22 protein-coding genes are annotated in these 26,822 nt (G+C 70.1%); 12 read left to right on the top strand and 10 right to left on the bottom strand.

Annotation, left to right across the window (positions count from 1 at the left end; genetic code table 11):
- Positions 1-2,399 (top strand): hypothetical protein (locus tag DSY14_RS09000; protein ID WP_249187557.1); only part of this gene is annotated, 2,399 nt, incomplete at its 5' end.
- Between the two features lie 107 nt (positions 2,400-2,506).
- Here DSY14_RS09000 and DSY14_RS08995 read toward each other — a convergent pair.
- The 3 genes from DSY14_RS08995 to DSY14_RS08985 form a co-directional block, all read right to left on the bottom strand.
- Positions 2,507-2,809, bottom strand: coding sequence for a DUF2516 family protein (locus tag DSY14_RS08995; RefSeq protein ID WP_211716030.1), 303 nt, complete (start codon positions 2,807-2,809; stop codon positions 2,507-2,509).
- Positions 2,810-2,978: 169 nt separating this feature from the next.
- Positions 2,979-3,923: a M56 family metallopeptidase gene (locus DSY14_RS08990; protein ID WP_211716029.1), complete on the bottom strand. Its 945-nt coding sequence runs from the start codon at positions 3,921-3,923 to the stop codon at positions 2,979-2,981.
- Between the two features lie 5 nt (positions 3,924-3,928).
- Entirely contained in the window at positions 3,929-4,291 is a 363-nt protein-coding gene (locus DSY14_RS08985) for a BlaI/MecI/CopY family transcriptional regulator (protein ID WP_211716028.1), read from the bottom strand.
- Between the two features lie 191 nt (positions 4,292-4,482).
- Between DSY14_RS08985 and DSY14_RS08980 the strand changes: the two genes are divergently transcribed.
- The 3 genes from DSY14_RS08980 to DSY14_RS29585 are packed head-to-tail and all read left to right on the top strand — an operon-like array spanning position 4,483 to position 5,641.
- Positions 4,483-5,007, top strand: coding sequence for an O-acetyl-ADP-ribose deacetylase (locus DSY14_RS08980; protein ID WP_211716027.1), 525 nt, complete (start codon positions 4,483-4,485; stop codon positions 5,005-5,007).
- Between the two features lie 57 nt (positions 5,008-5,064).
- Entirely contained in the window at positions 5,065-5,496 is a 432-nt protein-coding gene (locus DSY14_RS08975; RefSeq protein ID WP_211716026.1) for a hypothetical protein, read from the top strand.
- A 37-nt stretch (positions 5,497-5,533) separates the two neighbouring features.
- On the top strand, positions 5,534-5,641 hold the full coding sequence (locus DSY14_RS29585; RefSeq protein WP_374223993.1) for a zinc-ribbon domain-containing protein: 108 nt from the start codon (positions 5,534-5,536) through the stop codon (positions 5,639-5,641).
- A 196-nt stretch (positions 5,642-5,837) separates the two neighbouring features.
- Here DSY14_RS29585 and DSY14_RS08970 read toward each other — a convergent pair whose 3' ends face one another.
- Entirely contained in the window at positions 5,838-7,157 is a 1,320-nt protein-coding gene (locus DSY14_RS08970) for a deoxyribodipyrimidine photo-lyase (protein WP_211716025.1), read from the bottom strand.
- 86 nt (positions 7,158-7,243) lie between these two features.
- Between DSY14_RS08970 and DSY14_RS08965 the strand changes: the two genes are divergently transcribed.
- From DSY14_RS08965 to DSY14_RS08950, 4 genes are all read left to right on the top strand, one after another.
- Positions 7,244-8,212: a DUF523 and DUF1722 domain-containing protein gene (locus DSY14_RS08965; protein WP_211716024.1), complete on the top strand. Its 969-nt coding sequence runs from the start codon at positions 7,244-7,246 to the stop codon at positions 8,210-8,212.
- Positions 8,213-8,398: 186 nt separating this feature from the next.
- Positions 8,399-9,388, top strand: coding sequence for an esterase family protein (locus DSY14_RS08960; RefSeq protein WP_211716023.1), 990 nt, complete (start codon positions 8,399-8,401; stop codon positions 9,386-9,388).
- Between the two features lie 108 nt (positions 9,389-9,496).
- Positions 9,497-10,801, top strand: coding sequence for a D-inositol-3-phosphate glycosyltransferase (mshA, locus tag DSY14_RS08955; protein ID WP_211716022.1), 1,305 nt, complete (start codon positions 9,497-9,499; stop codon positions 10,799-10,801).
- Between the two features lie 32 nt (positions 10,802-10,833).
- Complete coding sequence (locus tag DSY14_RS08950; RefSeq protein WP_211716021.1) at positions 10,834-11,361, top strand: YbjN domain-containing protein; 528 nt, start codon at positions 10,834-10,836, stop codon at positions 11,359-11,361.
- Positions 11,362-11,912: 551 nt separating this feature from the next.
- Here DSY14_RS08950 and DSY14_RS08945 read toward each other — a convergent pair.
- From DSY14_RS08945 to DSY14_RS08925, 5 genes are all read right to left on the bottom strand, one after another.
- Positions 11,913-12,149: a mersacidin/lichenicidin family type 2 lantibiotic gene (locus tag DSY14_RS08945; protein ID WP_211716020.1), complete on the bottom strand. Its 237-nt coding sequence runs from the start codon at positions 12,147-12,149 to the stop codon at positions 11,913-11,915.
- Positions 12,150-12,274: 125 nt separating this feature from the next.
- The gene (locus DSY14_RS08940; protein ID WP_211716019.1) at positions 12,275-15,538 is read right to left on the bottom strand and encodes a type 2 lanthipeptide synthetase LanM family protein; all 3,264 of its coding nucleotides are present in this window, start codon (positions 15,536-15,538) and stop codon (positions 12,275-12,277) included.
- Positions 15,539-15,583: 45 nt separating this feature from the next.
- Positions 15,584-17,749, bottom strand: coding sequence for a peptidase domain-containing ABC transporter (locus DSY14_RS08935; protein ID WP_283091600.1), 2,166 nt, complete (start codon positions 17,747-17,749; stop codon positions 15,584-15,586).
- Positions 17,750-17,855: 106 nt separating this feature from the next.
- Positions 17,856-18,755, bottom strand: a complete 900-nt coding sequence (locus tag DSY14_RS08930; protein WP_211716017.1) for an ABC transporter permease — start codon at positions 18,753-18,755, stop codon at positions 17,856-17,858.
- A complete protein-coding gene (locus DSY14_RS08925) occupies positions 18,745-19,746 on the bottom strand; it encodes an ABC transporter ATP-binding protein (RefSeq protein ID WP_211716016.1) in 1,002 nt (333 codons plus the stop codon). Before DSY14_RS08925 ends, DSY14_RS08930 begins: the two co-directional genes overlap by 11 nt.
- 1,390 nt (positions 19,747-21,136) lie before the next feature.
- Between DSY14_RS08925 and DSY14_RS08920 the strand changes: the two genes are divergently transcribed.
- From DSY14_RS08920 to DSY14_RS08905, 4 genes are all read left to right on the top strand, one after another.
- Positions 21,137-22,954 (top strand): ABC transporter ATP-binding protein, encoded by a 1,818-nt coding sequence (locus tag DSY14_RS08920; RefSeq protein ID WP_211716015.1) that lies wholly within the window; start codon positions 21,137-21,139, stop codon positions 22,952-22,954.
- A 98-nt stretch (positions 22,955-23,052) separates the two neighbouring features.
- Complete coding sequence (locus DSY14_RS08915; RefSeq protein ID WP_211716014.1) at positions 23,053-23,766, top strand: AfsR/SARP family transcriptional regulator; 714 nt, start codon at positions 23,053-23,055, stop codon at positions 23,764-23,766.
- Positions 23,763-25,016 carry an LLM class flavin-dependent oxidoreductase gene (locus DSY14_RS08910; RefSeq protein ID WP_211716013.1) on the top strand — a complete coding sequence of 418 codons (1,254 nt, stop codon included), beginning with the start codon at positions 23,763-23,765 and terminating at the stop codon, positions 25,014-25,016. The genes DSY14_RS08915 and DSY14_RS08910 overlap by 4 nt, the downstream gene beginning before the upstream one ends.
- Before the next feature lie 39 nt (positions 25,017-25,055).
- On the top strand, positions 25,056-26,330 hold the full coding sequence (locus DSY14_RS08905) for an activator-dependent family glycosyltransferase (protein ID WP_211716012.1): 1,275 nt from the start codon (positions 25,056-25,058) through the stop codon (positions 26,328-26,330).
- A gap of 251 nt (positions 26,331-26,581) precedes the next feature.
- Here DSY14_RS08905 and DSY14_RS08900 read toward each other — a convergent pair whose 3' ends face one another.
- Complete coding sequence (locus DSY14_RS08900) at positions 26,582-26,803, bottom strand: mersacidin/lichenicidin family type 2 lantibiotic (protein ID WP_211716011.1); 222 nt, start codon at positions 26,801-26,803, stop codon at positions 26,582-26,584.
- Positions 26,804-26,822 lie beyond the last annotated feature (19 nt).

The raw sequence follows: 26,822 nt of genomic DNA, 5'->3' as shown, positions 1-26,822 counted from the left end.
ACCCCGGGCAGGGTCTCGGTGTCCGGTTCCCGACGCCATCGGAAGAACCCGGCCAGCCGGTCACCGCCCACACCGCCGACCGTGTGGAGTTGCGCGTCCACGGGGTGAGCGGTGGCCAGGCGGAGGAACTCCTCGACGTGGAGCCCGCCATGCGTGTGGGCGGTGACCGGCTGGCCGGGTTCTTCCGATGGCGTCGGGAACCGGACACCGAGACCCTGCCCGGGGTGCGCCGGGAGATCTTCGCCTGGGGCAACCTGACGTCGGGTGCGTCCTCCCGTGCCTTCTGGCTGCTGCTCCTGCCGTTCATGATGCTCAACCTGGCCTACTGGATGCGTCCGGGCCGGATGGACGACGGGCAACGGGGCACCCGACGGGTGGCCAACATCGCCTACGGGGCGGGGGTCCGGCTGCTGGCGCTCTCCCTGACGATGCTCATCGTGCTGGCCGCCGCCGGGCTCGGCATGGACCTGGTGGCCTGGCAGTGCGGTGGCCAGGGTGAGGAGTGCGTGCGCGCCCGGCCCTGGCTGGCCTTCCTGGCGTCGGCCTCCTCACCGCTCTCGGCGCCCGGACCGTCCCTGCTGGTGGGGGCGGCGCTGCCCGCCGTGGTCGTGGTGGTGCTGTGGCGGCTGTCGCGACGGACCGCGGCCGACTACGAGGTGGTGGCGGGGCCGCTGCCGCCCCGGCACACGGAGGACGCCCCGCTCAGCCACCCGGACTTCTGGCGCAACAGCGAGATCATGGCCCGACTGCGTTCGGCGCACATCGCCATCGCCGTGGGGACCGTGGCCGCTCTGCTGCTCCTGCCCCCGCTCGCCCACGACCTGGACGGGCGGGCCCCCTGGCCACCGACCGACCCGGGGTGGTGGACGGTGGGCACCGGCCTGGCGGCCCTGCTGGCGGTCGTGATGGCGGTGAGCACGGTGAGCGTTCTCGTCCCCGGCAAGGACCCGCGGTGGAACGCGCGCGCCGACCGGCTGTGCAGAGTCCTGCGGGACACCACCCTGGGCCTGACCACGGCCGTGGCGGCGTACACCGTCCTGCCGCGGCCGGGGTGGGTCGCCGAGGGCCGGTTGCCGGGCAGCGGCACCCTGCTCAACACCCTGTTCGCCGTGCAGGGTGCCCTGGTCATGGTGCTGTTGGCCGCGGCGCTGGTGCTGTTCGTCGTGGACCGCCCTCACCGGCACACCGCCATGCGCGGGTTGGCCGGTCCCTCCACCGCCGCCCTGGGCACGCTGCTGGGCGGCGCCTTCTCCGCGGCCCTGGTCTACCAGGGGGCACTCTGGTTGAGCGGCTGCGGCTCCCTGAACGCCACGGGGCCCGACTGCCTGACGCTCGCCCCGCCCACCGCCTATTCGTGGCTCCAGTTGGCGTTCGCCTTCCAGGCGGTCATCGTCCTGATCGTGGTGGCGGTCCTGGCCCTGTGGCTGCGGGGTGCGGTCCGGGCGCAACTGCCGAAGGTCACCGCACTGTACTCGCGCAGCGTCCGGGACCGACGGACCTGGGACATCGCGCACGCCCGGGCACTGGGACGGATGACCGAGGCGCTACCGCGGATCCTGGGCGCCCTGCTGCTGCCGGTGGTGCCCCTGGTGGGTCTGGCCCTGTACTCGATCGTCACCGGCGAACTGGAGGCCGGACCGATGGACGCCACCCTGGCGGTCGCCGGCGGGGTGCACGGCGCCCTCCAGGACGCCCTGGACGCGATGGTGGCCGTGGGCTCGCTTCTGGGCGGGGTCGCGCTGGTGGCACTGGCGTGGATCGGGCGCAGCGCCTACCGGGACCGGCCGACCCGGCAGGCCGTGGGCGCGGTCTGGGACGTGGGCACGTTCTGGCCCCGGGCGGCGCACCCGTTGGCCCCGCCGTCCTACGCCGAACGCGCGGTCCCACAGCTCGCCGCCCGGGTACGCCGTATGGCCGGGGAGGGCACCGAGGTGGTGCTGTCCGGCCACTCACAGGGGTCGGTCCTGGCCGCGGCCACGGTCTGGCAACTGCCCGAGGAGTACGCCGACCGGGTCTCGCTCATCACGCACGGCTCGCCGTTGGACCGTCTGTACGCCCGGTACTTCCCCGCCTATTTCGGCCCGGTGGCCTTCACCGACCTGAACACGCGGGTGGCGTCCTGGCGCAACCTGTGGCGGGTCACCGACGCCATCGCCGGACCGGTGCGCCGCTCCGCACCCGACGGGGAAGAGGTGGTCGTGCCGACGGTCGACCCGCTACCGGACCCGCGCTCCTACGACGCTCCACCGGGGGAGGCCCGTCGCCCGGAGATCCTGGGCCACTCGTACTACACGAGCGACCCCGCCTACGCGGAGGCCCTGTGGCAGGCACTGCCGGTCGATCGCCCCGCGCCACCCCGGGGCGCCGAGGTCACGGGGTCCGACCTCGACGGAGCGTGAGGCGCACGCCCCGCTCGGCGGCCCCGCCGCGACCGCCCGGAACGCGGGCGCACGTCGGGGCCGCCGCTCGTCCTCCGAGCGACGGCCCCGACTTCCGCGTGCGGCGCCTACCAGGGTCCGTAGGGGCCGTTGTTCTGGTTCCCGCCGCCGACGCCCTTGACCGCGGGGCGCACGTCCAGCAGGAAGATGAGCGTGGCCACCAGACCGAGGATGACGAACATGCCCGTTCCGCTGAGGACCGCGAGCAGGGACAGACCGGTCGCCACACTCGTCAGGATCACCCAGAGCTTCTTGGTCTGCTTGTCCATGACCTCGAAGGCCTGCGCCGGTGTCCGCACAGCCTCGATCAACGCGTAGAGGCTGGCCACGAAGGTCACCAGGTAGATGAGCTGCCAGATCCAGTAAAACAAGACACTCTCCAGAGCTACACGTGATCGAGCGGGGGTCCGCCCGCTCTCCACGGTAAACGGATCGGCGCCGACAATCGTGCCCGACGGAGGTCGGAATCACAGGTGTCGGCACCGGGGTCGGTGCCCGTGGGGGCCGCGGGCCGCCGTCGCCCAGGCGGGATCGCGCAGGTCAGACCGGGATGTGCCAGAGGCAGGTGACCGTGGCCAGGAGAAAGGCCGAGGCCCCCATGATGATCGCGCCGGCGTGGTACGGAAGTTCGTCGTCGGGACGCAGGAGGCGGTTGACCCGGCGCATCACCGCGGGCTCGGCCTGGTGGACGGCGGCCATCGCACCCGCCGGGACGGGGGCCGGACCGGCCGCTCCGAAGCGGAGCAGGGCCATGGCCAGCTCACGCGAGGTGCTCTTGCGGCGCGCCTGGTCGTCGGCGCACATCTCGATGAGCAGCGCGACGCTCTCGTAGTAGGTGCGCACGAGGCGCACGCGTGGGAAGGCGCGCTTGAGCGAGGAGAAGGGCAACAGCACGAGGTCGTGGCGCTGCCGCAGGTGGGCGTGTTCGTGGGCGAGGACCGCGGCGAGTTCGCGGTTGTCGAGGACCTCCAGCGCACCGGCGCTGATCACGACCTGCGAGCGCAGGACGCCCGGCAGGCAGTACGCGGCGGCGGCCGGGTGGTCGACCACGCGGGCACCGGGAACGTCGGGGTGGTCGCTGGCGACCAGTTCGAGGAGGTCGTGGTGGCGCCTGCGGACCCGGACCACCTGCACGAAGGAGGCGACCAGACCCGAGAAGAGCACCAGGGTGAGCGTCAGGGCCAGGGCGACGGCGGCCAGGTGTCCGATGCCCTCGAGTCCCTGGGAGAACTCGGCGAGCAGGAACTCACCCGTGACCAGGTCGGTGAACATGGCCATGGTGCCGCCGGCGGCGCCGAGCTCGTAGGAGGACAGACCGTAGGCCAGCAGGGCGCCGATGGTGGACACACCCCAGGCCAGGCCGAGCGCCTGCCAGGCGATGACCGCTGTGTAGGGGCCACGGGAAGGCCACTTCGCCCGGTGGAGTGCTTCCATCGCGACGAGGCAGCTGACCGCGACGAGTGTGAGGAGGGCGGCACTGACCATACGGACTAGTTCCTTGGCTGCTCGTTTTCAGCGAGTGCGCGCCGAAGCGCTTCAGCCTCCTGGCCGTCCATGGACTGGACGAAGGCGGCCAGGGCCGCGTCACGGTCCACCGTCTGCCCGAGTGCGTCGAACATCAGCTCGGACACGTAGTTCTCGCGGCTGGCTGCCGGACGGTACCGCCATGCACGACCCTCACGTGCCCGGTCGACGACCTTCTTCTTGGCGAGTCGGTCGAGCACGGTCATGACGGTCGTGTGCGCCAGGTCGCGCTCCGCGAGCGCTTTGCCGACCTCACGAACCGTCATCGGTTCGTTGCGTGCCCACAGTACATCCATCACCGCGCGTTCAAGTTCGCCAAGCCGATTCATGGATACGAGTCTACGATGGGTAGTACTACTCCCTGTGGCACCCCCAGGTTAATTCGGCATGACCGATGGGCAAGGGCATTGAGACCCTGCGGACAGGGCCCGAAGGGCGCTTGTTCCCCGGATCCCCGTCAAGTCGAAGTGATCCTTCTCCCCGGCCCTCGACGCCGGGCCACAGCACCGGGAGTGCACCCATGACCGAGCACATGCGCGTGCGGCTCTCGCGAGGGGACATCACCGAGCAGCGTGTGGACGCGATCGTCAACGCCGCCAACGGCTCGTTGATGGGCGGTGGCGGCGTGGACGGGGCCATCCACCGCAGGGGCGGCGAGGCCGTCCTGGCGGAGTGCCGGGCGCTGCGGGCCTCCCGGTACCGCGACGGGCTCCCGGCCGGTCGGGCCGTGGCCACGACCGCGGGCGACCTGCCGGCCCGCTGGGTGATCCACACCGTGGGCCCGGTGTACAGCACCACGGAGGACCGTTCGGAGGTGCTGGCCTCCTGCTTCACCGCGTCGCTGGCGGTCGCCGACGAACTGGGCGCGGAGTCGGTCGCCTTCCCCGCCATCTCCACCGGGATCTACCGGTGGCCGCTGGACGACGCCGCCCGGATCGCGGCCCGGGCGCTGCGCACCGCTCCGGTCCGTGTGCCGAGGGTGGAACTCGTGTTGTTCGACGCGACCGCCCTGGCGGCCTTCCAGGCGGCTTTCGAGGCCCGCTGAACCGCCCGGGGGTCCCGACCGCTCCGGACACGCGGGCCGCGTCGTACCCTCCCGTGTATGGGACACCGGCATCCGAGCAAGCTCAAGAACCCAGAGGTGGATCACGCGCGTGCGCGCTGGTTGTTGCGCGCCGAACTCGCCGGGTGCGACGCCTGCCGTGCCGAGGGCGATGAGCACGCGGTGTCCGACCTCGCGTCGGAGGGCGTCTTCGATTCCCTGATCACGGGTTTCGTCCTCGCCCGTGTCCAACAATGGCATTCACCCAGCAGACCGTCCCAGTATCCGGCGACGGTGTACCGCATCGCCCCCATCGACGAAAGGGACTTCTGGTGGGCCCCCACCCAACACTGCATGCGCGTGTGCACGGTGACCGGGCCCGAAGGTGTCGACACCGTTCCCGCGCTCCGGGAACTGCGCCTGATGTCGAACGCGGACCGCTCCCTGGTCCTGGCCGACATCATCGACGGGCTGGCCGAGACGGAAGGATGACCGACACTTGAGTCCCGTTCCCCAAGGGACCCCGCACATGTCCCCCAAACACGACAAGCCCATCGTGGGCCTGTGCGCAAGGTGCGGTGAGTACCTCAACGCGGGCGTCCGCACCTGCCCCCACTGCGGTCACTACAACTCCTAGAGGGGGACGTGTCCTCGCCGGGGCCTCCGCCTCGCTTCGCCCGTGTTCGGGCGCCCGGACGGTGGGGAACCCTCGGCACCTCCCCTGATCGTGGGAGGCACCGCCCGACGGCGCCCGAACGCGACACCCCTCGTGGTTCACCGCGCGGGCGCTCGGGCGCCCGTCGGCTCCGGCCACAGGACCGGGACCGGTCCCCTCACAGCTTTCCGGGGTCGGCGATCGGCGCCGGGTAACCCTCGACACCCTCTCCGAACCCCTCCACCCACGGACTGTGGGCGCGGGCTCCGGACAGTTCGGCCAGCTCGGGCACGTACCGGCGCACGTAGACCCCCTCGGGGTCGAACCGCTTGGCCTGGCGCGAGGGGTTGAACGAGCGGTTGGGCCGGGTGTCGTTGCCGGTGCCCGCCACCCACTGCCAGTTCCCGAAGTCGTTGGCCACGTCACCGTCGACCAGGTGCGCGTCGAAGTGCGCGGCCCCCTCGCGCCAGTGCACCAGCAGGGTCTTGGTGAGGAAGGCCGCGGTGATCATGCGCGTCCGGTTGTGCATGAACCCCTCGCGGAGCAGCTGACGCATGCCGGCGTCCACGACCGGCACCCCGGTGCGTCCCTCCTTCCAGGCGGCGAGGGCCTCCGGGTCCTGCCGCCACTCCCGGTCGCGGGGCCGGTAGTCGCGGACGGTGATGTCGGGGAAGGCGGCGGTGACCTGGTGGTGGAAGTCGCGCCAGGCGAGCTGGCGAACGTACTCGGCACCTCCGGGCAGGTCGCGGGCGACCCGGGCCACCTCCAACGGCGACAGGCAGCCGAACCGCAGGTCGGCGGACAGGTGCGAGGTGGCCGCGCCGGGCAGGTCGTCGTGCCGGTCACCGTAGTCGGCGAGCCCCAGGTCCAGCCAGGCCCGCAGGCGTTCGCGGGCGAGGGTCCACCCACCGGCGCGCCGCTCCTCGGCGAGCGTGCCGACGCCGTCGCGCGTGAGGTCCTCGGCGGTGGGCGTTTCCCCGGGGTCGATCCCTGCGGGCAGGTCGACCCGCTCCGGGGCGGGCAGCACCTCACGCCAACGGGACGACTCCCAGGCCCGCCAGTAAGGGGTGAACACCTTGTAGTGGTCACCGGAGACGGGGGTGATGTCCCCCGGCGGCACCACGGTGAGTCCGGGATGGGTGCGCGCGTCCAGCCCGGCCGCGCGCAGTCGGTCGAGACGTCGCGCGGCCGTGCGGCTCACCCCCTCGCTCAGGTGCACGATGTGCGCGCCGGTCTCCCGGGCGACGGCGAGCGTCTCGGTGACCGTGTCACCCCGGCGCACCACCAGGTCGCCTCCGACTTCGCGCAGGCCCGAACGCAGGTCGGCGAGGGCTTCGGCGAGGTGGGCGAGGCGGTTGCGGGCGGCGCGGCGCACCAGCGCGGGGTCCAGCACGAAGAGCGGTACGACCGGGCCTGCGGCCCGCAGGGCCGTGGTCAGCGCGGGGTGGTCGTGCAGACGGAGGTCCTGGGTGAAGAGGACGAGGACAGGGGCGGCCAACGGAGCTCCTTCACGATGAGGAGTTCCCACACTACGCACTGAGATGACCTGTGGTTACGGCCGCTGTGATCGGGTAAGGCCCGGGCATGAACGCGTCCGATCTCCCCGTCCGTCCCGTCGTCGGGGTCTCCAGCTGTCTCATCGGCGCACCGGTGCGCTACAACGGCGGCCACTCCCGCCATCGCTTCCTCACCGACGAGCTGGACCGGCACGTGGACTGGCTGCCGATCTGCCCGGAGGCGGAGATCGGGCTGGGCGTGCCGCGCCCGACCCTGCGGCTCCAGGACTCCGAAGACGGCGATCGGGTGATCTCCAGCGCCGACGGCGCCGATCACTCCGACGACCTGGCGAACACCGCCGACCTGCACCTGAAGCAGTTGCGCCGGCTGGACGGGTACGTGCTCAAGAACAAGTCGCCGAGCTGCGGCCTGTACGCCCTGCCGGTCTACGACGCGAGCGGCAATCGACTGCGCGGCACCGGCCGGGGCGCCTTCGCCGACCGGCTCACCACGCTGCTGCCCTCGCTGCCGGTGGAGGAGCAGGGTCGCCTGTCCGACGCCGCCCTGCGCGAGCACTTCGTGGAGCGGGTGTTCGCGCACGCCCGCCTGCGCGGTCTCTGGGAGTCGGACTGGGCCGCGCGCGACCTGGTGGAGTTCCACACCCGGCACAAGCTCCAGCTGATGGCGCATTCGCCGGAGGGGTACCGGGAGACCGGGCGGATCGTGGCCCGGGTCGGGTCGGCCGAGCGGGAGGAGACGGTCTCCGCGTACACCGAGGCGTTCCACCGGGCCCTGGCGGTCCGGTCGAGCCGCGGCAAGCACGCCAACGCGCTCCAGCACGTCTTCGGCATGATCAGCACGCTGTTGGACGACTCCCGCAGGCACGACCTGCTGGCCGGGATCGAGGACTACCGTCGGGGGGACGCGCCGCTGAGCCTGCCCGTGGCCCTGTTGCGGCACCACTGCGCGGCCGAGGACGTCACCTGGGCGAGTGAGCAGACCTACCTGCGCCCCTACCCCGACGCGCTGCGCCTGCGGCACCCGGTGGCGGTCTGACCCGACCGACCCGCCAGAGGCGGGTCGACGGAGAGAGGACGAGGCGGCGCGACGGGCGGAGCCCGGGTGCCTCCGGCGGGTTTCCGCCATCCACACACACGTTGAGCACGCTCGACTACAGTGGGTCATATTCCCGGGCCGTCTCACGCACGGTCGCCGGTCGCCCCGAACCCCTGAGGCCTCGACGTGTTCGTCTCCTTCTCCCGACGCGCCACCGTGCTCCTCTCCTCCTGCACCGTGGCCGTCGTCGCCGCGTCCCTGGCCACCGCTCCCCCGGAGCGGTGGCTCGAACGGCTCGGACCCCACGTGTCCGAGCCCGAGCTCGCCACCGGGCACGTGCGCGTCCCGGTCGAGGGCACGTCCACGGCCGCGCCGCTCCCGCGCCCCGGCGGCGTCGCGGTCTGTGACGAGCCCGGACGCGACGAGGTGATCACGCTGCCCGACCCGGGTGGCCCGGACGGGGAGGAACGCCCCGTGTGGGTGCGGCGCCCGCCCGGACCGGACAGCGCCGACCTGCCCGTGCTCTACCTGTTGCACGGTTCCTCCTCCACCCACCGCACACTCATGGACGCGGACCTGGGCACGCTCCTGGACCGCCAGATGTGCCGCACCGGGATCGAGTTCGTGCTCGCCGCGCCGCACGGTCAGACCGAGGACGGCACCACCACCGAGTGGGCCGACGCCCACGACGGACGCTTCGCCCTGGAGAGTTTCGTCACCGACGACGCCGTGGCGGCCGTGGAGGGCGAGCATCCCCGCCACCGCTCCCTGCGCGCGGTCGGCGGCTTCTCCATGGGCGGGTACGGGGCGGCGACCCTGGCCCTGCGCAACCCCGGCCTGTACGCGCAGGTGGTGAGCTGGGCCGGGTACTTCCGGGTCGACGACCCCCACGGTGTCCTGGGCGAGGACACCGATCCGCACGCCCCCGATCTCCTGCTGGAACCCGATGAGGTGCGCGACCTGCGCTTCATGCTGGTCGAGGGGCGGGAGGACCACACCCCGCTGCGGGAGGGCCGGATCCAGGGGGAGGCCGAGCGCTTCGCCGACCTGCTCGCCGAGCACGGTATGACGGTCACCACCCTGCGGCCGAGCGGCGGCCACGACCTGCACACATGGAAGCGCACCTTCCCCGAGGTGGCGGAGTTCCTCGTCTCCGGCTGGGCGGGTACACCCTGACCTCGGGGCGGTCGACCCCGCCCCCTGGGACGGTCCGGTCGGGAACAGTGTGTACCTTCGTCGCTGTTGACGACTACTGCCCGCACACACGACCTGGAGGGACCACCGGTGTCCGGATCCGTTCCGTTGGGAGATCAGGCGTCGGTTCCGTCGAGGATCGCGACGGTCAGCCTGCACACCTCCCCGCTCGACCAACCCGGCACCGGTGACGCCGGTGGACTGAACGTCTACGTCGTCGAAGTGGCCCGTCGCATGGCCGAGCGCGGGGTGGCGGTGGACGTGTTCACCAGGGCCACCAGCCCGTCGCAGCCGCCGGTGGTGGAGCTCGTCCCCGGGGTGAACGTGCGTCACGTTCCCGCCGGACCCTACGGCCGCCTGGACAAGAACACCCTCGCCGAACACCTGTGTCCGTTCGTCTTCGGGATGCTGCGGGCCGAGGCCCAGGGCGAACCGGGCCACTACGACCTGGTGCACGGCCACTACTGGCTCTCCGGCAAGGCCGGTGTGATGGCCGCCCGCCGTTGGGGCGTGCCGATGGTGCAGTCGATGCACACCATGGCCCGGGTGAAGAACGCCGCCCTGGCCGCGGGCGACAACCCCGAACCCGAGGACCGGGTGCGCGGGGAGGACCAGCTCGTCCGCCAGGCCGACCGGCTCATCGCCAACACCGAGGACGAGGCCCGACAGCTCACCGACTTCTACGGGGCGCGCCCCGAGCAGCTGCACACGATCCCTCCCGGTGTGGACCTGGAGACCTTCACGCCCGGCCCCCGGGACGAGGCCCTGGAGCGCATCGGACTCCCTCGCGATGCCCATCTGCTGCTGTTCGTCGGCCGTGTGCAGCGCCTGAAGGCACCGGACGTGCTCATCCGCGCCGCCGCCGAGCTCCTGGAGCGGGACCCCTCACTGCGCGACCGGCTCGTGGTGGGCGTGGTCGGAGGTCTGTCCGGCGGGGGGATGCGCGAACCGCGCCTGCTCACCGACCTGGCCCGGTCGCTGGGGGTCGCCGACGTCCTGCGGTTGGAACCTCCCCAGGACCGCCGGCGGCTGGCCGACTACTACCGGGCCGCGACCGTGACGGTGGTGCCGTCCTACTCCGAATCCTTCGGGCTCGTCGCCGTCGAGTCGCAGGCGTGCGGCACCCCGGTCGTGGCGGCCCGGGTCGGCGGGCTGACCACCGCGGTGTCGGACCGGGTGTCGGGCGTTCTGGTGGACGGGCACGACCCGCGCCACTACGCGGCCGAACTTCTCCGGCTGATCCACGAACCGGGCCTGCATGCCAAGCTGGCGGAGGCCGCACCCCGGCACGCCGCCACCCTGGGGTGGTCGCGGACCGTGGACGAGTTGATGGACGCGTACCGGTCGGCGCTCGTCCCGCGCGAGCTCTCGCTGGCCGCGGCCGCGTGCCGGTGACGGGGTCGACCGACGAGGAGAGGGGAACACACGTGGCGGACACGACGGCGCGCGAGAACGCGATCGAGGCGATCCACGAGGCCGTGACCGAGGCGGGGCTGGAGGTCGAACGGCCCCGGCCCGAGTCCTTCCTGGTCTCGCTCCCCGGGACCGCCAGGCTCAGGACCCTGGTGTGGTTGGAGGCCGGCCCCCACAGCCTCACCCTGACCTCGTTCTTCTGCCGACGGCCGGACGAGAACCACGCGGCGTTCTACCAGTGGCTGACCCGACGCGGCTCCGACATGTACGGGATGGCGTTCACCTCCGACGAGGTCGGCGACGTCTACATCCGGGGCCGTCTGCCGCTGTCCGGCATCACCGCGCAGGAGGTCGACCGGCTGTTGGGATGCGTGCTCACCTACTCCGACGAGAACTTCAACACCGCGCTGGAGCTGGGTTTCGCCTCTGCCATCCGCAAGGAGTGGAAGTGGCGCGTCTCGCGCGGCCACGACACCCGCAACCTCCGGGCCTTCGCGCACCTGACCGAACCCGGACACGACCTACCGCGGAACGGCTCCTAGGTCCGGCCGCCCGGCCCCGAGGCACGGGCGCGGCCCCGCCGACTCTGACACGGATCGGTGTCCGTTCCCGGAGACGGCGGGGTCCCGATCAGCTTCCTCACAAGGACACGTCGCGCCTGAGGCACGCGCGGAACACGGTGTACCCGACACGAGCCTCGTCCGCCCCGGACGCACCGCGCGGATCCTCACGACTTGGCTTTGCTCCCGCTGCCGATGAAGAGCGAGAGCACCAGTCCGACGACGAGACCGATAGCGATCCCGTAGAAGACCTGGTCCATCGCGATACCCACAGCGGCACCGAAAATAAATCCCAGGGGAACGGGCCCCCATCGAGCGACGCTCTTCGAAGCCAAAACAACCTCCTCGTTCGGTTTCCTTTCTTATCCGTACCCGCGAACTGCATTGATAATGACCGCGGCCAGGAATTTCTCGCTATCAGTGATGGATGGTCGACCACAGACGCGAAAAGGCCCGGGGCTCCCCTCGGGTGGGGGAACCCCGGGCCGGTGTCCTCAACCACGGGGCAGTCGTTTACCCGCGGGTTGGAACGGTCAGCAGCAGCCCACGGACCAGGAACCGCACGAACCGTGGCACACCGTGTCAGTGAAGGTGTTGCAGACAGCTGCGGTCACAGCACTGCACGGAACGGTGGTACCGCCGTTAACGGAGTCCATCTCCTCGTCGGAGACCACGATTCCACCCGCGGGGTGCTCGGGGAGGGAGTCACGCTGCTTCTCACTCAGCGAGGCCCTGTAAAGGGGGTTCTTCCAAGCCTTGGCGATGTCCATTGCACGGTCTCCTCGGTTGTCACTATCTGTTTTTCCGGAGCCCAATTGCCTTAACATCTCCGATTTTATCCCACGCTTATTGTCTCCTTGTGGAAGGCCGATGACATCACGATGGAACACCGGGATCACTTCCCGGAGGCGTCGCGGAGCGGCGCCCCCAGCAGGAGGACGGAGGGCACCGACGCCGGATCGGCGAGCTTCAGGAGCGTGTAGCCGATACCGGACAGGCCCGGCATCAGACCGGGGGTCTCGATTCCGAGAGGAACCCCGCACTGCCAGCCGAGGCCCTCCCGCTGAGCCAGCACGTCCGCGGCCAGCAGGCGCACGCCTTCCCGCTCCTCCTCGGTGGTCGCGGCCAGCTGCAGGAGTTCCAGGTTGCCCAGGTCCCCGTGGCAGATGCTGTGGTTGCCCACCCCGCGATGCTTGGACTCACCTCCCAGCGCGGTCCGGCGGACGCGTCGCAACGCCTTCTCCAGATCCTGACGGACGTTCGGGTCCGACGATCCCCCACCGTCCAGGACGTCCGCCCGGGCCAGCCCCACCCCCGTGGCGCCGTGACACCAGGCCACCATCGCGCTGTTGCGCGGGGTGTCGTCCCGGAGGTCGGGCCAATTCCCGGTGTCCTCGTCGAACAACGCCCGCTCGAAGTCGAAGGCCGCGTGCACCAGGTCCCGGTGCTCGGACGTTCCCCGTGCGCGGTCGAGCCGCGCCAGAGCCGTCGCGATGCCCGACGCCCCGTGGGAGAAACCGGCCAGGGGCCGGGCGCTGATCGAGCTCACCCAGCTCTGACCGCTCTGTGACGGCACCGCGGTCTCCGACAGGCGCGCCGCCATGCGCTCGGCCACGTCCAAGACCGCCGGGTCCGGCGCCGCCGCGTGCAGCGACAACAGAGAGAAGAGCCCGCCGGCGCTGCCGCTGATCACGTCGAGCGCGGTGTCCTCCGCGACGCGCTCGGCCATGTAGGGCACGACGGAGGCGGCGTGGTCGAGTAGTGCGCCTTCCTTCCAGAGGTGACCGAGGTGGCTCAGGGCGTAGACCGAACCACCTAGGACTCCGAAGGCACCGATACCGCTCACGGCCGCGTAGTAGTCGGCCATATCGCCCTTGTCGCTCAGGCTCTCGATTTCGCTGGTGATCATCTCGGCGGTTCTCTCGGCCGCCGAACGGAACCTGTCCTCACCCGTGGCCGCGCCGAGGTAGCCGAGGAAGAGGCCGATACCGCTCAACCCGTTGAAGAGGTCGGTCTGGGCGGGGTTGACCTGCCACACCTCTTCCCTGACCAGGTTGAGCCCCAACCAGGTGATGCGCCCGTCCTGCTGGATCGCGCTCTCCACCAGGCGGTCACCGATCCTCGCGGCCTGCTCCAGCAGCTCGCCTCCGTCCGCGGGCCGGTGCGGGAACGGAACCGAGTCGAGCCGGTGAGAAGAGGAGTGGCTGGCATCACCCATGACCTGGGCGGCCAGCGCGGCGTCGATGAACCAGCTCTGCTGCTCCATGTGCGCCTCGGACATGTTCTCGATCCGGGCCGTGGCCCGATCGAGTCCACTGGACTCGAGCATGTCGCGGGCGATCCGACCGCCCTGCGCGAAAACGTCCCTCTGCCCCGGCGTGGTGTGGAAGATCGGGATGTCACCCTGCCCCATCTGGGCGACCTCCGAGGCGATCACGGCCTCACGCTGGTCGAGGTCGGGATGGCCCGCCCACAGAGCGTCCAGGAAGTTGTCCTGGTCCGCCGCGTCCTGTTGGTAGTCCGGGTGCCGGCTCTCGGTCAGGAGCGTGTAGTAGAGCTGCGTCGGGCGCAGGATCAGCCGGATGTCGTCGTCGGCGAAGGCACGGAGCGGGCCACCCTCGGAGAGGAAGGCATCGCGGTGGTCCTGGAGGGTCCGGTAGGCGCTACGGTAACCGGCCAGGATCGAGTCGCGGCTCTCGAAGGCGTTCGCCTTCTCGGTCTCCACCGTCGGCACGTTCTGTGCCGGGCTCTGCGCGATCCGCCGGCGCTCAATGCGGATCTCGTCGGTGCCCCAACGGTCCCAGCCGGCCACCTTCTTCGAGGTCATCTGCGCGCTGGTATCCGAGACACCTCCGAAGTCGCTCCACACGACCTCGCCGTCGTCCACCTGGATGCTCGGCTGGGGAAGCAGTCCGACGCCGAGGACGGAGGAGTGCATGAGATCGGACGCGCCCAAGGTGGCGTTGAGGGTGCTCACCGAGGCGTCCCTGATGGTGACGTGGAACAGCGCCTCCAGATCGACCATGACCGGGTGCTCACCGGAGGCGATCATGTTCTCGAAGTGCATGTCGGAGGCGACCAGCACGTGCAGGATCGCCAGGTACGACCCCAACCGGGTGTAGAAGCGCTCCAGGGCCGCCCGGTCCTCGCACGCCTCGGAGGGCGCGTACTCGCTCCATCCGTACTCGCCCCGGTCCTCGACCCAGAGTGTGCGCAGGGAGGGTTCGAGCCCGCGTTCGTTGAACCAGCGCAGCACGTCCTGGAAGTGCACGTCCGTACCGAGGGAACGGGGCTTGTACATGACGTGCTGACCGTTCTCAAAGGTCACACGCGCCACGGAGCGCCCACCGCCGTGGGAATCCCCCTCCCCGGAGCTGATCTCGCGGACCTGCCCCAGATCGTCGGGGGCGCCCAGGCGTTCACGCAGGCGCGGGAGGTCGGCGATCAACCGTTCGGCGATCTCCACGCGCGCGCGAGTCCAGTTGTCGAGCAGGAGCACCAGGTCCTTGGTGAGCACGGGGTAGTCGAGGAGGAAGGGGAGAAGCCCCTCCCTCGTCGACAGCGCCTCCATGAACTCGTGGAAGCGCTCGTGCGGTGAGTCCCGCTTCAGGCGCCCCTCGACCCGGGCGATGTTGACCTCCAGCACCAGGGCTCGGCCGACCAACATGTCGACCCCAGCGAGCGGCGGATCGGTCAGACACGCGGCGAGCCGCTCGGTGTCCAGACCCGAGTCGCCGGCGTCCAACGCCAGGATCCGTTTCCGGACGTCGTCCACCGCCTGGTCGATGAAGGGCGTGAAGACGGAACAGAAGCGCATACCGAAGCGCTCCCCGCCGTCGTGCCCGCCGGAATAGTCGAGCGCCCGCCGAACGTACTCGACGAAGTCGGGGACGTGCGGGAGCCGCTCGCGCACACTGACCGGGCTCTCCCCCAGCACGGCCGCCAAGCCGTCCGCGTCCGTGCCCTTGCGGGCGGCGTAGTCGGCGAAGTTCCCCTCGTCGCGAAGAAAGCTCAGCCGTTCCTGGCGCCACAGGTCGATCCGTGCCTTCCCGGTCGCGACGTCCGTCTCGGCCGGAGGGCTCGACGCGGAGATCCGTTCCTGGAGAGAGTGGGCCAGGAACCACCGCGGGTCGGTCGGGTCGAACTCTTCATTGCTCACGAAGCATCGCTCATTTCTGCTCTCTGCCCCAGTGACGGGCGTGTGTCATAGCGTGTTCCGTACCGGTTCGGGAACCGGTCCCGCGAGCGCGGCGTAGACGCCGTCCAGGGCGAGGAGTTCGTGGTGCGTGCCGATCTCCACGACCCTCCCCGTGTCCAGGACGATGATGAGGTCCGCGTCTCGCACGGTGTTCATGCGGTGGGCGATGACCAGGCGGGTGCACGACAGCGTGGCCAGTTCCCGTTCGACGCGCTGCTCGGTCAACGTGTCCAGGTGGCTGGTGGCCTCGTCGAGCACGAGCAGGGAAGGGTCCCCGAGCAGGGCCCGGGCGAGCGCCAGGCGCTGGAGCTGCCCGCCGGACAGCCCCAGCCCCTCCTCGGACACCGGGGTGTCGTAACCCAGCGGCATGGCGACGATGTCCTCGTGGATCTGCGCCCGGCGGGCGGCCTCCTCGATCGAGCTCGCGGAGGCCTCCGGGCGGCCCAGAGCGATATTGCCGCTGATGTTCCCGCTGAAGATCCTGGATTCCTGTGGCACGAACCCGAAGTTGAGCCGTGCCTCGCGAAGGTCCAGCTCCGCGAGGGAGCGGCCGTCGAAACGAACCGTCCCCTGTGTGGGCCGGTGCAGGCCGAGGAGCAGCCTGGCGAACGTGCTCTTTCCCGATCCCGTCGCGCCCACCAGGCCGACCTTGGCCCCCGCGGGGACGCGAACGCTCACGTTCCGGACGCTCCAGGAGCTGTTGTCCGAGTACCGGAAGGAGACGTCCTCGAACTCGACCTCCCCGGGACCCGGTCGCCCGGAGACCGCGCCGCCCGTGTCCGGGGGGAGCTCCGGCTGCTCCGGGAGCTCGGCGAGTACTCCGCGGATCTGTGCGAGACAGCGGTCCACCATCTGGAACTGGCGCAGGTACGTGGTCAGACGACCCGCTGCCTCCGTCACCAGCAGGGCAACCGCGCAGTAGACCCCGGCCGCCTCGGGGGCGACGCCCCCGAAGAGCACCGACGCCGACGCGACGAGCACCGTGCCCAGGGCGCCCAGGCCCCGGAGCAGGGAGAACCCGGCCTCGACGAACCCCTCCCCGCGGAGCTGCCGTTCCGCGGTGACCTCCTGCCGTGCCAGGAGGTCGTCCAGGTCCGACAGCAGACCCTCCTCCCGGCCCATACCCTTGAGCGTCTCGACGCCCAACAGGGCGTGGTGCACCCTTCCCTGGATCCCCGCCTGGTCGCCGAGGGCGCGTTTGGCGTTCTCCTGAAGCACCCGCTTGGTGACCATGAAGAAGGCCCAGCCGAGGAGGAGCACCGCCACGGCGGGCAGGATGAACAGCGGGGCCACGACCGACAGAACGACGAGGTAGACCGCGCCGAGTCCGCAGTCCAGCACCGTAGTGATCCCGCGTGGAGGCAGGACCTGACGCAGGGTCACACCGGCGGAGACCCGGCCCAGGACCTCCGTGACGGAGTTCGCCTCGAAATAGGTCAGCGGGAGGCGAAACACGCGCCGGAGCAACCGTTCCGACAGGTGGGTCTGCACGCGTATACAGAAGGCGATGAGGAGTCGGCGCCGGACCACACCGCTGACCAGGGCGCCCAGGGCCAGCAGCCCGGACAGGAACGCGGCCGCGGGAAAGGCGCCCTCCAGCAGTGCGGGGAGCGACCCGAGTGCGATCCACAGCGCCCCGAACACCATGAGGTGCAGCAGGAGCGAGGCGCCCACCGCCGCGCCCAGGAGTCCCCGGCCACCGTCCAGGACGGCGCCCAACGCCCCGTCGCCGGAACGGCGCCGGACCTTCTGGAACCCGGGCCCCGGCACCATCTCCAGGACGACGCCGGAGAACACCTCCCCGGCCTCTTCCAAGGTGAGTCTCTGCCGACCCGAGACGGGGTCGACCAGGTGGACCCGGCCGTGGCTCACCCGTTCGACCACCGTGTAGTGCGCGTTGCCCCAGTGCGCGATGGCCGGGAGCCGGATCTGGCCCAGGTGCTCCACGCCCAGCCGCAGTGCCCGGACCTCCATGCCGAGGCTTCGGGCAATCCTGGCGATACTGCGCATGCTGGAGCCGTCCCGCCCGATACCCAGCAGGTCCCGGCTCTCGGTCAGGGCGGTGTGCCTGCCATGCGCGGTCAGCACCATGGCGAGGCAGGCGGCCCCGCACTCGGACATGCCCGACTGCTGTACGGCTCTTACCCTGGCGGGACCTCGCTGTCGAGCCATGGCCCCCACAATCGCGTCGGCTGTCTCGTAGGACGTCCCAGACGCTAGAAGGACGCCGTGGAAAGCCGATGGCACGGCGGTGGAGTACCGATGACGGTACGTCGGTTCACTCCGAGCTCCGGGACGACCACGAGAGCCCGCGCAGCAGGTAGCAGCTCACGGCGAGCCACAGGAGCGACAGACCGACCGCCGGGAGGGAGGCCATCCACAAGTCCGCGGTCCCGAGCTGCTCGACCTGGCTGACCTGGCCACCGAAGAAGTCCGAGCCGAAGTAGGCGGAGCGGAACAGGTCCACGAGCGGGGCCAGCGGCGTGAACCACGCCAACCGGGCCACGGTGTCGGAGAGGAACTCCAGCGGCAGGGTGGAGCCGCTACCGAAGAGCAGGAGCATGAGCGGGATCAGGGCGACCAGCTGGACCGCCTCGGCACTGCGCGTGAAACGTGTGAACCAGATGCCGAGCAGGGTCATGTTCACCGACGAAAGCACGACGGCGACCAAGAGCATGCCCGGCGCCGCCGGGAGCTGGCCGGCGGCGGCGAAGCCGATACCGCTCAGGACCAGGGTCAGGACGAGGACGAAGGCGAGGACCGGCACAGTGGCGGCCGCGTAGACCGCCGAGGGCGTCACTCCGCCGACGCGGAGCCGTTTGAGGATGTGCCGGTCACGCCGGACGGCGAAGAGGTTGGCCACGTGCAGGAACCCCATGGCGGCCGCCAACGGAGCGATCATGCTGAAGAGGCTCGCCGCCCCGGCGTCCACGTGGTCGCCGGAGTCCGAGTACAGACCCTGGGTGCTGAACGAGATGAACGCGAAGAGCACGGGGAGCCCGCACAGGTAGAGCAGGGTGATACGCGCCCTGCGCAGCTGGAGGAGCTCGACCCGGGACAGGTGCAGGACCTGCTTGATCCAGCTCTGATTGGCGGTGTCCTGATCCGCGGCCCCGTCCGTCGGCGGCGCTTCACCCGTACCCGTCTCACCCGCGCTCACCTTGTCTTCACTCACCATGCGATCCCTCCTTCGCGATCTCCAGAAACACGTCCTCCAGCGAGGCGCTGCGCACACGCAGGTCACTCAGCCGCACACCCTGACCTTCCGCCCAGTCCAAAAGGTGTTTCGTGGCCGTGTGCGCCCATTGCCGGCGCGAGCCCGCCAACCGCTCGGGCCCGGTCCCGTCGCCGAGCGTGTACACGGCGCGCCGCTGGTTCTTGATCCGCTCGTCCGCGAAGGACGCCCCCGGGACGCGGGGGAGGTCCTCCTCCCGCACGTCGTCCGTCAGCGCGAACTCGACGCGGTCGCCCCACTGTGAGACGACTTCGTCGACCGTCCCCGCGATCCTGCGCTCACCGGCGTGCATGATGGCCAGGCGGTCGGACAACCGCTCGGCCTCTTCCAGGTAGTGGGTCGTGAGCAGGACGGTCGTGCCCTCCGCCAGTACGTCGGTGAGCACCTGCCACACGTCCTGGCGCCCCTCAGGGTCCATCCCCGTGGTCGGCTCGTCCAGGAAGAGGACGCGGGGGCGGTTGACCAGGGCGAGGCAGAGGTCGAGGCGGCGCTGTTCACCGCCGGAGAGGTCACGGACCCAGACCCGGGAGCGGTGGGCGAGTCCGACCCGCTCCAGCAGTTCGTCCCTGCCCCTGGGGCGCTTGCACAGTCCCCTCCCGAGCTCGACCGTCTCCCGCACGGTCAACTCAGGGAAGGTGCCGCTGTGTTGGAGCACGGCGTTGGTCAGCGCGCGTAGGCGGGGCGGCCGGCCGTAGGGGTCCTCCCCGAGGACCGAGACGCTCCCTGAGCTGGGGCGGCTGAAACCCTCGAGCACCTCGATGGTGGTGGTCTTCCCCGCGCCGTTGGTCCCCAGCAAGGAGAACAGCTCACCCGGCTTGACGTCGAAGGACAGTCCGGACACCGCCTCGAAGTCCCCGTAACGGCAAACCAGGTCCCGGACTTCGACCGCGGGAGATATCTCTTCGCTATTCTTTACTCCTACAGACGTTTCCACTAAATACCTCCGTCTCCGGCGGACGACAAAAATGCGGGAGCCGCAGTTACTACAGCACGGACTCGCGCCGCACCACGATAACGGCCGCGACCCGACTGGACCATACGCTCGGACGAGAAAAGCTATTCCGGACGGCTGCGCCAAAGGTCCGCCCGTGCGAACCCCCGCCACTCACCCGGCGGCCCGTCATCATGTCTGAGCAGGGATGACCCCGGTCTCGGATCCGCTGCTCCGCCCTTCCCGCGCGGCCCGCGGTCGGGCCGGACGCGGGCGCCGACTCAGCGCGGGCCGCGATCAGCCTCTGCCCTCGAAGGGCCATATATCCGCAGTTCAAGGCCATGATCCTCGACATGGAGAGCGGCCCGTCGGGTGGACGGATGCCCCGCGGCGCCCACCCGGTCGGCACGCGGACGGCACGGCGCTCCGGAGGCCACGCCATCCGCCACCCCCCGTTGCGAATGGAGTCCCGTCCCGAAAATCAGTCTTTATCGGGTCGAATGCGGACGCAAGCAGAGGCTCCGGGTGGGGTGCGGGCGAAGAAAACCACGCCGCCCATTACCCGCTCGATCACCGACGGTGAGAAGGCCCAAATCGCGTGACCAGCGAAGGGTCACCCGAACGGTGGTCTCGGCGCCGCCGGCACGATTCTCCGCCGGGGCGGCGATCGATGATCGCATGATCGCTGCTCCCGTATGTGGAAGGAGCTCTCACCAGGCAGGGGAGGGAGTCGACATATCATCGCGAACGGTCGGCGCCCGGAGAGCACGCATACGGAGGGGCGCCATGGGGGATGACGTTCCTCGCGGCAGAGTAAGTGCACGGAGTGTGTCCATCCGGCACGCGTTCCGGGCGCGGGGGCACGCGGTCATTCCGTTGTCCGGGGTCCACTGTTCGACGGTTTCGAGGATGGCCGGTTGCGGCCACGGGCGGCCGTGAAGACCTCGCTCTCGTCTCCGTACGCCCAGAAGAGCCGGAACCGGATGCGGTTGATCCGCCGAGTGCGCGCGACACTTCTCCACGCCGGCGATCCGGAGGTGCCGCAACCGCCGCGCCGGTCGGCCATCCCTGGGTTCGCGCAGGCGGGGACCTGGGTCAGAGCCGAACGCCTCTGCGGTCCGCCCGGCCGGTCAGCGAAAAGTCATCCCGCGGTCATCGGAATTCCATTTTCCACATCGGGGAGGTGCCGCGCACACAGGAGTCGGGGCACGATAAGGGGTTGTGCCAGGAGGTTTGATGTCCTAGGTTTGCCGTGGTTTTGAGCAAGCCCGCATTCCTGATAAATCATGCAAACCGTTGTCCTGATAAGGCGTTAGGTGATCCCCCACGAATGTACTCAGAAAATTCAGCGGAAAGAGGTGTACCGGAGGGCGGGGACGCCGACGGCTCGCGGGTGAGTCACCTACTCTCCTACCTGAAAGGCCACACCGGGGTACTCGTGGCGGCGGGCTCGCTGTCCCTGGTCGCGACCGGACTCTCCCTGGCGCAGCCGCTCCTGGTCTCCGGGGTCATCGACGCGATCACCGAATCGAGGCCGGTGGGTCTCCTGGTCACGGTCCTGGTCATCGTGCTGCTGAGCGCGTCGATCGGCAACGGGGTACGTGACTACCTGCTGCAACGGACCGGCGAGTCCGTCGTCCGTCGGCTGCGCGACGCCCTGACCCACCGACTGATGCACCTGCCCATCGCGGAGTTCGACCGGCGTCGGACCGGCGACCTGCTCTCCCGGGTCAGTGCCGACACGAGCATGTTGCGCGCGCTCGTGACCTCGGGTGTCTTCGAGCTCGTGGCGGGGGCGCTGATGGCCCTGGGAGCGGCCACGGCCATGCTCCTGGTCGACCCCACGCTGTTCCTGGCCACGTTGGTCGGTCTCGCGTTCGGGCTGTCGACCGCGGTCCTGGCCGCGCGAAAGATGCGCCCCCTCTCCGAGCAGGCCCAGGCCCGTGTCGGTGAGATCACCGCGTCGGTCGAGCGCGCGTTCTCCGCCGTGCGCACGATTCGGGCGGCCCGGGCGGAGGCCCGGGAGACCGCGGAGGTCGGGCAGCGTACGCTCCGCGCCTACGAGGCGGGGCTCCGGCTGGCCCGGTGGCGGGCGCTCATCGCGCCCCTGAGCGCGCTCGGCACCCAGACCGCCTTCCTCCTGGTCCTCGGGGTCGGCGGCGCCCGGGTCGCTTCCGGCGCGATCTCCGTGAGTGACCTCGTGGCGTTCGTCCTCTACCTGTTCCTGCTGGTGAACCCGCTGGTGCAGGCGATCGGGGCCTACACGCAGATCATGGCCGGACTCGGCGCGTGGGACCGCATCCGAGAGATCCTCCGCATCCCGCCCGAGGGCGGCACGGCGGTTCGATCAAAGACGCCCCCCGCACCCGGGCCGGATCGGACGCCCTCCTCGGCGGCGCTCGAATTCGACGCGGTGACGTTCGACTACGGCGACGGTCCGGTTCTGAACGAGGTGAGCTTCACCGTGGAGAAGGGGACCCTGACCGCGCTCGTGGGGCCGTCCGGAGCGGGCAAGTCCACGATCCTGGCCCTGGTGGAACGCTTCTACGACCCCGACTCCGGCAGTATCAGGGTCGACTCGACCGACATCGGAGACCTCACGCACGCCCAGGTCCGGGAGAAGTTCGCCTACGTCGAGCAGGAGGCTCCGGTCATGTCCGGAACCATCAGGGAGAACCTGCTCGTCGCGGCGCCCGGCGCCACGGACGCGCGCCTGCTCGAAGTTCTGGAGGACGTGAACCTCAGTGAGATCCTCCAGCGCACGCCGGACGGCTTGGATGCGGAGGTGGGGGACGACGGCGTACGCCTGTCCGGCGGCCAGCGCCAGAGGCTGGCGATCGCCCGAGGCCTGCTCGCCGACGCGCCCGTGCTCATCCTGGACGAGCCCACGAGCCAGCTGGACGCGGCCAACGAGGCCGCGATGCGTCAGGCGGTCTTCACGGCCGCGGAGCGCCGCACCCTCATCGTGGTCGCCCACCGCCTGTCCACGGTGATACACGCGGACCAGATCCTGATTCTGGAGGAGGGACGGGTCATCGGGAGGGGAACTCACCGTGAGCTGGTGGCATCAAACCACCAGTACCGCGATCTGGTGAATCGGCAGATCATGAACATTGGAGACCCGGAACCCGCTGAGGATGATTCACCACCCAAGGTGAAATATCAAATGGGTTCCCTGTCCACAATGGGATTGGATCGGAGTGTGGAGTGACTGGAGAAGGCGAGCTGTACTTCTCAATCCTTGGTGCCTTCCGCGTTCAAGTCGGGTCCTCTCAACTGCCCCTGGGACCCCTTCGGCAACAATCCGTGATGCTTTCCCTGCTACGCAGTTATAACCAGACGGTTTCGGTGGACCGCCTGCTGCGGGAGGTGTGGGGAGACGACCCTCCCAAGAGCGGAAGCCGCATCATTCCGCCCTACGTCTATCGACTGCGCAAACTGGCGCCCTGCGGGGAGCCCGACTGGGTCGGACTGCCCATCGCTCGGAAAAGGGAGGGGTACGTCCTTCAGATCGACCCCGACTCCCTCGACCGCAACAGGTGCAACAGCCTGATCCGCCGGAGCCAGGAGGCCAAGGCGTCGGGTGAGCTCGAGCTGGCGCACAAACTCGTCAGCGAGGCGCTGGGAATGTGGGGGGAGGAGCCGCTCGTGGGCCTGGTCGGCCCCCTGGCGCAGTCCATGCGCCTGAACCTGGTCGAGCAGCGGCTGATGGCGATCGAGCGGCGCATCGAACTCGACTTCCTGCTGGGCCGCCACCGCGACGTGATCCCGGAACTGCGGCAGTACGTCGAGCTGAACCCGCTCAGTGAGCCCATGGCCGAACTGCTGATGACCGCCTTGTACGAATGCAACCGGCAGGCCGAGGCCCTCGCGGTCTTCCACGGACTGCGGACGCGGTTGGCCGAGGAGACCGGTACCGGGCCGGGGGGCAATCTCCAGCAGATCTACGAGGCGATCCTGCGCTCGGAGCCCGTGCCGCAGTTCCCGGTGGCGGCGATGTCCAGGACGGAGACGGGGAATTGACGACGATCCGGGACCGGGGAGTATCCCTCATCCTCCCCACGAGCGCGCCATCACTGGAGGAGCCGCTCACTTTCGCCGCCAGCGTGCGGAAGCTGGGCCTGCGCCGCCTGTGGCTGGGGCAGACCCTCGCGCTGGACCCGCACCAGATCCACGTGTCCCTGGCCGCCGCCGGCCACGGGGTCCACGGCGGGACCTCGGTCACACTGACCCCGCTGCGGAGCCCTCTGGAAGCGGCCCTCCAGGCCAGGGGCGCGGCGGTCCTGACCGGACGTCCCTACGTCGCCGGGTACGGACTGGGCGCGCCCGAGTTCGTGGCCATGTCGCGGGGCGAGCCGTACGCGAGTCCGCTGACGGCGATCCGCGAGTACCTCGGCGCGGTCCGCGGCCTGCTCGACGGCGAGAGGGTGTCCGTGGACGGGCGCTACCTCTCGATGGGCCCCACGGCCTTGCAGAAGATGGAGCATCCCCCGGTCGAGGTGGGCGCGGGAGTGCTCAGGAAGGCAATGGCACAGGTCGCCGGTGAGGTGGCCGACAGCGCCATCACTTGGATGACCCCGTCGAACTACCTTCAGGAGACCATCGTCCCCGCCCTCGACCAGGGTGCGGAGCGGGCCGGACGCCCGGAGCGCCCGCGCCTGGTCACCGTCAAGCACTTCGCGGTGGCACGCGAGGGCCGGGACCCCTACGAGATCGCCTACCGGGGCGCGGGACTGCACCTGTCTCAGCCGCACTACGCGGCCATGCTCCGGTCAGCGGGGCTGGCGATCGATCCGGCCGACCCCGTCTCCGGTGCGCGGGCACTGGTCAACTTCGACGTGTTCGCCACCGGAACGCCGAAGGAGATCGCGCGGGAGATCGCGCGCTACTACGAGGCAGGGGTGGACGAGATCGTCCTCAACCCGTGCGGTGTCCTGCTGTCCGAGGGAACCGACGCCGCGCTGCGGGACGTCGAGGACGTGGTCGGAGCCCTGGCGGAGCACTGGGGCCCGAGCCCGTTGGGGAAGAGGCGACTGCACGCCCTCGTACGGCGGCACTGCCTGGCGATGAAGGACATGATCGTCGGGCTCGACGAACACGAGCCCGACCCGCTCCCGCTGGACTTCATGGACCCCTTCGCGGGGTTCCAACTCGCCGTCCACCTGGAAAAGGAACTCGACGTCGTGCTGGCCGAGCACATGGCCTACTTCAAGGGCGGCACCAGCCACGACCTCACCGAACACATCCTCAGCGCCCACCCGGGACTGGGGTGAATCGGGCGCGCGTCCCCCGTCTGGAAGGTCTGAGAACCCGTGCGAGTCCTTTTCGTCACCTATCCGGAGAACAGCAACGTCAAGCTCATCACCCCGCTCGCGTGGGCCTTCATCGCCGCCGGACACGAGGTCCAGGTGGCGGGGCACCCCGAATCGGCGGAGTTCGTGCGGGCGGCCGGTCTGACGGCCGTCCCGGTCGGGCGGGATCACGTCCTGTGGGACTACTACAACCGCCGCCCGCACCTGATGGAGGCCAGACAGCGCTCCGACGGACCCCAGCTCTACCTCAAGGGTGACGCCCCGGACGAGGAGCTCACCTGGGACTACCTCAAGGGCCACTACGACTCGATGGTCGGGTTCGAGTTCAGGCTCATCAACGATCCGATCCTGCACCGTCTCGTGGAGCACTGCGAGCGCTGGCGGCCCGACCTGGTCCTGTGGGAGTCCTCGTCCATCGCCGGGGCGATCGCCGCGGAGGCCTGCGGCGCCGCGCACGGACGCCTGACGTGGGCCATGGACTTCAAGGGAAGGTTCAGGCGGCGGTACCTGGAGCTGTTGGCCCACAAGCCCGCCGAGGACCGTCCCGACGCCCTCGGCGCATGGGTGGCCCAACGCGCGGCCCGGTTCGGCGTCGACTTCCACGAGGACCTGGTGACCGGCTCCTTCACGGTGGACCAGCTCCCGGAGCATTTCCGGTACGACCTGGACATCGAGAGGGTGCCCATGCGGTTCGTGCCGTTCAACGGAGCCGCCGACGTGCCCGAGTGGCTGCGGCACCCGCCCGAGCGGCCCCGGGTCTGCGTCACGCTCGGCGCCTCGGTCCGCGAACGCCTGGGCGTCGACCTCGTCGACGTCCCGGGACTCGTCGAGGCACTCGGTGACATCGACGCGGAGATCGTGGCGACCTTCCACGGGGACGAACGGCGAGGGGCGATCACGCGCGTCCCGGACAACGTGCGCCTGGTCGACTTCGTCCCGTTCAGCTCCCTACTGCCGACCTGTTCGGCCGTCGTACACCACGGGGGCATGGGCACCTTCTGCACGGCCATGGCGGCCGGGGTGCCGCAGGTGGTCCACCCGGAGATCTACGACACCCTGGCCCGGGCCGCACGACTCGAGGCAGCGGGCGCGGGGGTCTCCGTCGAACCGCAGGAGGAACTGGTCAACGGTGTGCGCGACGCTGTGCGCCGGGTTCTCGAGGATCCGGCGTACGCGAAGGGCGCGGACCAGCTGCGGCGCGACGTCACGGAGATGCCCGCCCCGAGCGAGGTGGTGCGCGAGCTCGAACGGCGTGTGCGCGAACGCGTCGGTTGAGCGGTTCCCGCCGGGACGCCCCGGTCGACGTCCACCCCTTGCCGCCATTGGGCGTCCAGTCCGGCGCGTACGGGGTTCGGCCCCCGAACTCGAAGAGCGGGTGGCCGCGACACGGTCGCGGCCACCCGCTCGGAGGGTCACCCTGGGCTTGGGGGACCCTCCGCTGTCAAGGCATTGGGCCTGTGCCGTCACTCACGCGCGGGGCCGGGCAAGAGGGGTGACGTCACGATCGATGGAAGGGAGTCGGTGGATCAGCAGTACCAGAAGCAGGCGCCGCTGACCGGGTCCAGGGTCACGGAGTCACAGCAGCCGAAGGACCAACCGGTCTCCGTCTCCATGACCTGCGCGCCGCCGGACTCGTTGAGCGCCTCGTCGGGCAACTCGATGACGCCCGCCGGGTGCGCGGGGGCACTGGTCAGTCCGTCCCTGTACTCCGGGTCTTTCCAAGCACGGATGATGTCGATCTTCGTCATCTGAGCCTCTTCCTCTCGT

The organism is Nocardiopsis sp. MG754419 (genome assembly GCF_018207095.1).
Taxonomy (GTDB): Bacteria; Actinomycetota; Actinomycetes; order Streptosporangiales; family Streptosporangiaceae; genus Nocardiopsis.
Note: the sequence above shows the minus strand (reverse complement) of the source record. Positions and strands in the feature narration are given on the sequence as shown.

Excerpts from the sequence above, each read along its gene's own strand:
- DSY14_RS08945 (WP_211716020.1), bottom strand. The coding sequence starts at position 12,149 with ATGGACATCGCCAAGGCTTGGAAGAACCCCCTTTACAGGGCCTCGCTG.
- DSY14_RS08930 (WP_211716017.1), bottom strand. The coding sequence starts at position 18,755 with ATGGTGAGTGAAGACAAGGTGAGCGCGGGTGAGACGGGTACGGGTGAA.
- DSY14_RS08965 (WP_211716024.1), top strand. The coding sequence starts at position 7,244 with ATGAACGCGTCCGATCTCCCCGTCCGTCCCGTCGTCGGGGTCTCCAGC.
- DSY14_RS08915 (WP_211716014.1), top strand. The coding sequence starts at position 23,053 with ATGCTTTCCCTGCTACGCAGTTATAACCAGACGGTTTCGGTGGACCGC.
- DSY14_RS08900 (WP_211716011.1), bottom strand. The coding sequence starts at position 26,803 with ATGACGAAGATCGACATCATCCGTGCTTGGAAAGACCCGGAGTACAGG.
- DSY14_RS08985 (WP_211716028.1), bottom strand. The coding sequence starts at position 4,291 with ATGAATCGGCTTGGCGAACTTGAACGCGCGGTGATGGATGTACTGTGG.
- DSY14_RS08990 (WP_211716029.1), bottom strand. The coding sequence starts at position 3,923 with ATGGTCAGTGCCGCCCTCCTCACACTCGTCGCGGTCAGCTGCCTCGTC.
- DSY14_RS08935 (WP_283091600.1), bottom strand. The coding sequence starts at position 17,749 with ATGGCTCGACAGCGAGGTCCCGCCAGGGTAAGAGCCGTACAGCAGTCG.
- DSY14_RS29585 (WP_374223993.1), top strand. The coding sequence starts at position 5,534 with ATGTCCCCCAAACACGACAAGCCCATCGTGGGCCTGTGCGCAAGGTGC.
- DSY14_RS08975 (WP_211716026.1), top strand. The coding sequence starts at position 5,065 with ATGGGACACCGGCATCCGAGCAAGCTCAAGAACCCAGAGGTGGATCAC.
- DSY14_RS08980 (WP_211716027.1), top strand. The coding sequence starts at position 4,483 with ATGACCGAGCACATGCGCGTGCGGCTCTCGCGAGGGGACATCACCGAG.